This window comes from Paenibacillus sp. P4_A9, from assembly GCF_056402415.1.
The window spans coordinates 1-3650 of the sequence record NZ_JBFUHL010000153.1 but is presented as its reverse complement, the minus strand read 5'-3'; the positions used below and the strand labels follow the sequence as shown (position 1 = coordinate 3650).

Genomic DNA, 3650 nt, shown 5'->3' with positions numbered 1-3650 from the left:
GGATTCATCCTCAGAAATACCTGCTTTTTCAAGCTTTTTAATTTCGTCATTCGCATCACGGCGAATATTACGAATCGCTATTTTGGCTTCTTCGCCAAACTTCTTCGTCATTTTCACTAAGTCAGCACGACGTTCTTCCGTTAATGCAGGGATAACAATACGAATAACGATCCCGTCATTCGATGGTGTTAAGCCTAGATCAGACTTCATAATTGCCTTCTCAATAGAAGACATAGAGCTTTTATCCCATGGTTGAATGAGAAGGGTACGAGAATCTGGTGTAGTCAAATTAGCTAATTGATTTACTGGCGTCATCGCACCATAGTATTCCACTTGAATGCGATCTAATAAAGATGGCGTAGCACGTCCCGCACGAAGGGAAGTCAAATCTCTTCTTAGCGCTCCAATTGCTTTGTCCATCCGATCTTCGGCGTTCTTCTTCACTGATTGCGGCATGGTTTATACACTCCCTCTTACTGTAGTCCCAATTTTATCGCCAAGGACCACTCGTTTGATATTCCCTTTTTCCGTGATGTTAAATACAACTAACGGAATGTTGTTATCCATACAAAGGGAAGATGCAGTGGAGTCCATGACACCAAGGTTGTTACTAATAACTTCCATATAGGTTAATGTTTCGAATTTCTTCGCAGTAGGATCTTTGAAAGGATCAGCTGAGTAGACGCCATCCACTTTATTTTTGGCCATTAGAATAACTTCAGCTTCAATCTCTGCCGCTCTTAAGGCAGCTGTCGTATCCGTAGAGAAGTAAGGGTTACCTGTCCCCGCGGCGAAAATAACAACTCTACCTTTTTCAAGATGGCGCATAGCTCTCCTGCGTATGTAAGGTTCAGCGACTTGTTGCATAGTAATGGAGGACTGGACTCTTGTTGGTACCTCAATGTTTTCCAATGCATCCTGTAAAGCCAGTGAATTCATGACAGTAGCAAGCATTCCCATGTAATCCGCTGTTGCACGATCCATGCCTTTCTCACTACCTGCGATTCCACGCCAAATATTTCCGCCGCCAACAACGATAGCAACCTCAACATTTAATTCTACTACATCTTTCACTTGTTGAGCAATGGAGGTGATCACTTCTGAATCAATGCCATATCCCTGCTGTCCGGCTAAAGCTTCGCCGCTCAATTTAAGCACTATTCTTTTATAAAAAGGTTGACCCAACTTGTATGACCTMCGTTTCCATGCATAACTCCATATCTTTAAGGGCTAAAAAAGAAGGAACACCAAGTGTTCCATCTTTTTTGAATGCCTATTATAGTTTAACTTGGGACATAACTTCTTCCGCAAAGTTTTCTTGTTTTTTCTCAAGACCTTCACCAAGACCGAAACGAACGAAACGGCGAATGGAGATGTTCTCGCCGATAGCAGCGATTTTCTCATTCAACAATTGGTCGATTGTTTTGTCTGGATCTTTAATGAATGCTTGCTCCATTAAGCAGAACTCTTCGTAGTATTTACCAATACGGCCTTCAACCATTTTATCGATGATTTTCTCTGGCTTGCCTTCGTTCAAAGCTTGGTTACGAAGAATTTCTTTTTCTTTTTCCAAAGCTTCTGTTGGTACTTCTTCACGACGAACATAGCTTGGGTTTGCTGCTGCAATGTGCATAGCGATGTCACGGCAGAATGTTCTGAATTGCTCTGTTTTACCAACGAAGTCAGTTTCACAGTTGATTTCAACAAGAACGCCAACTTTACCTCCAGCGTGGATGTAAGATTCTACAGCGCCTTCTGTAGCAATACGTCCAGCTTTGTTAGCTGCTGCAGAAAGACCTTTCTCACGAAGAAGTTCACCTGCTTTGGTGATATCGCCGTTTGCTTCTTCAAGTGCTTTCTTGCAATCTAACATCCCTGCACCTGTTTTTTCACGTAATTCTTTTACTTGTGCTGCTGTAACTGCCATTGTAAGAAACCTCCAGTTAAATTGTTTTTGTCAGTATGTAACACCAGTTTATTCTCTAAAAAAAGGGTGGTGACAGGCTGTTACACCTTCCAACCACCCTTTTCACTTTGCTATAAATTAAGCTGTTGTTTGCTCGCCTTGGTGTGCTTCGATAACTGCATCAGCAATTTTCGCTGTTAACAATTTAACTGCGCGAATCGCATCATCGTTACCAGGAATCACGTAATCAATTTCGTCTGGATCGCAGTTTGTATCAACGATACCAACGATTGGAATACCCAATTTACGAGCTTCTGCTACAGCAATACGCTCTTTGCGAGGATCGATAATGAAAAGTGCACTTGGCAAACCTTTCATGTTCTTGATTCCGCCTAGGAATTTCTCAAGACGCTCTTTCTCTTTGCGAAGAATGATAACTTCTTTCTTAGGAAGAACTTCGAAAGTGCCATCCTCTTCCCATCTTTCAAGAGTTTTCAAGCGATCGATACGTTTTTGAATCGTTTGGAAGTTAGTTAATGTACCACCCAACCAACGTTGGTTGATGAAGTACATGCCACAACGTTCTGCTTCTTCAGCTACGGAATCTTGTGCTTGTTTCTTCGTTCCTACGAAAAGAATAGTACCATTATCTTCGGATACGGATTTAACAAAGTTGTAAGCTTCTTCAACTTTTTTAACCGTTTTTTGAAGATCGATGATGTAAATACCATTTCTTTCTGTAAAGATATACTTGTCCATTTTCGGGTTCCAACGACGTGTTTGGTGACCGAAATGTACGCCAGCTTCTAAAAGCTGTTTCATGGAGATAACTGCCATCCCCAATCCCTCCTCTAAGTGGTTTATTTGGTATCCGCCGCCCCTCGCATCTTTGCATAAAACCTACCGAAGTAAGCACCATTATGCAAATTGACGGGCGTGAGTTTTTAACACCGTGAATAAATATACCACAACTAAAAACAAGGTGCAACCTTTTATCCTGAATGTCATTCTTCCCTTGAAATGGATAGTTTATGTATAAACAACAAAAAAAGATCTCTATATAAAGATCCTTTTGTAAGTAAACTATTGAATAGTAATAAGATTCGTTACGATGGTTGGCATATCATTCACACCTTCAAACTCATGGTAGCCAACCTGGATTTTGGTGTTGCCACCTTGCTTATCAAGTTCAGTAACAAATGCTTTGCGATCTGAAATTACACCCGAACGATATAGTAAATCAGCCACTGTCGAAGCATCAAGGTTTTGCTGAACATAAATGACGATCTTAGAAGAAGAAGCAGGCTGAGTCACTTTGGGCGAATCTTGTGGTTTGGTAGCTATTACCTTATCTGACTCATCTTTAAGTTTTTTCTGTATAGCGGCATCCAATTCCGCTTGGGTATACATCTTTACATTTTTCTCGAAAACTTGATAGTATTTGGAGGCTTCTTCCCTTATTTTCTGAGGGTCCATCTCCTCCAAAGAAATACCTGACTGACTGGGTGTTGATGGTCGAAAAAGCATCACTTGAAGAAGGATTGCACCTACAATTACACCTATTCCAATACCAGAAACTAAAGCTCTATTTTTAAACACGTGTCCGTTCCTCCTGTCTCGAAAGCTGAAGGATCAAACTGACCTCGCCTTTATTCATACTGAGCTTTTTGGCTATAGCCTCCACACTTTTCCCTTGATCATGCAAGGAAAACAAATCGGAGTATCTAGTTTTCATACTTAAACC

General features: G+C 41.0%; 5 protein-coding genes. All 5 read right to left on the bottom strand.

The features are described from left to right. The coding region (gene frr / locus AC1DVJ_RS30275) for a ribosome recycling factor (RefSeq protein ID WP_477596516.1) at positions 1-456 on the bottom strand (456 nt) is incomplete at its 3' end. A gap of 3 nt (positions 457-459) precedes the next feature. Beyond that, a complete protein-coding gene (gene pyrH / locus AC1DVJ_RS30270) occupies positions 460-1185 on the bottom strand; it encodes a UMP kinase (RefSeq protein ID WP_477596514.1) in 726 nt (241 codons plus the stop codon). A 91-nt stretch (positions 1186-1276) separates the two neighbouring features. Continuing rightward, positions 1277-1927, bottom strand: coding sequence for a translation elongation factor Ts (tsf, locus tag AC1DVJ_RS30265; protein WP_057315674.1), 651 nt, complete (start codon positions 1925-1927; stop codon positions 1277-1279). Positions 1928-2044: 117 nt separating this feature from the next. Continuing rightward, positions 2045-2743, bottom strand: coding sequence for a 30S ribosomal protein S2 (rpsB, locus tag AC1DVJ_RS30260; RefSeq protein ID WP_056625008.1), 699 nt, complete (start codon positions 2741-2743; stop codon positions 2045-2047). 246 nt (positions 2744-2989) lie between these two features. Then, the gene (locus tag AC1DVJ_RS30255) at positions 2990-3505 is read right to left on the bottom strand and encodes a hypothetical protein (protein WP_477596512.1); all 516 of its coding nucleotides are present in this window, start codon (positions 3503-3505) and stop codon (positions 2990-2992) included. Positions 3506-3650: the final 145 nt, after the last annotated feature.

Coding starts and splice junctions, on each gene's coding strand:
- tsf (WP_057315674.1), bottom strand. CDS start 1,927: ATGGCAGTTACAGCAGCACAAGTAAAAGAATTACGTGAAAAAACAGGT.
- rpsB (WP_056625008.1), bottom strand. CDS start 2,743: ATGGCAGTTATCTCCATGAAACAGCTTTTAGAAGCTGGCGTACATTTC.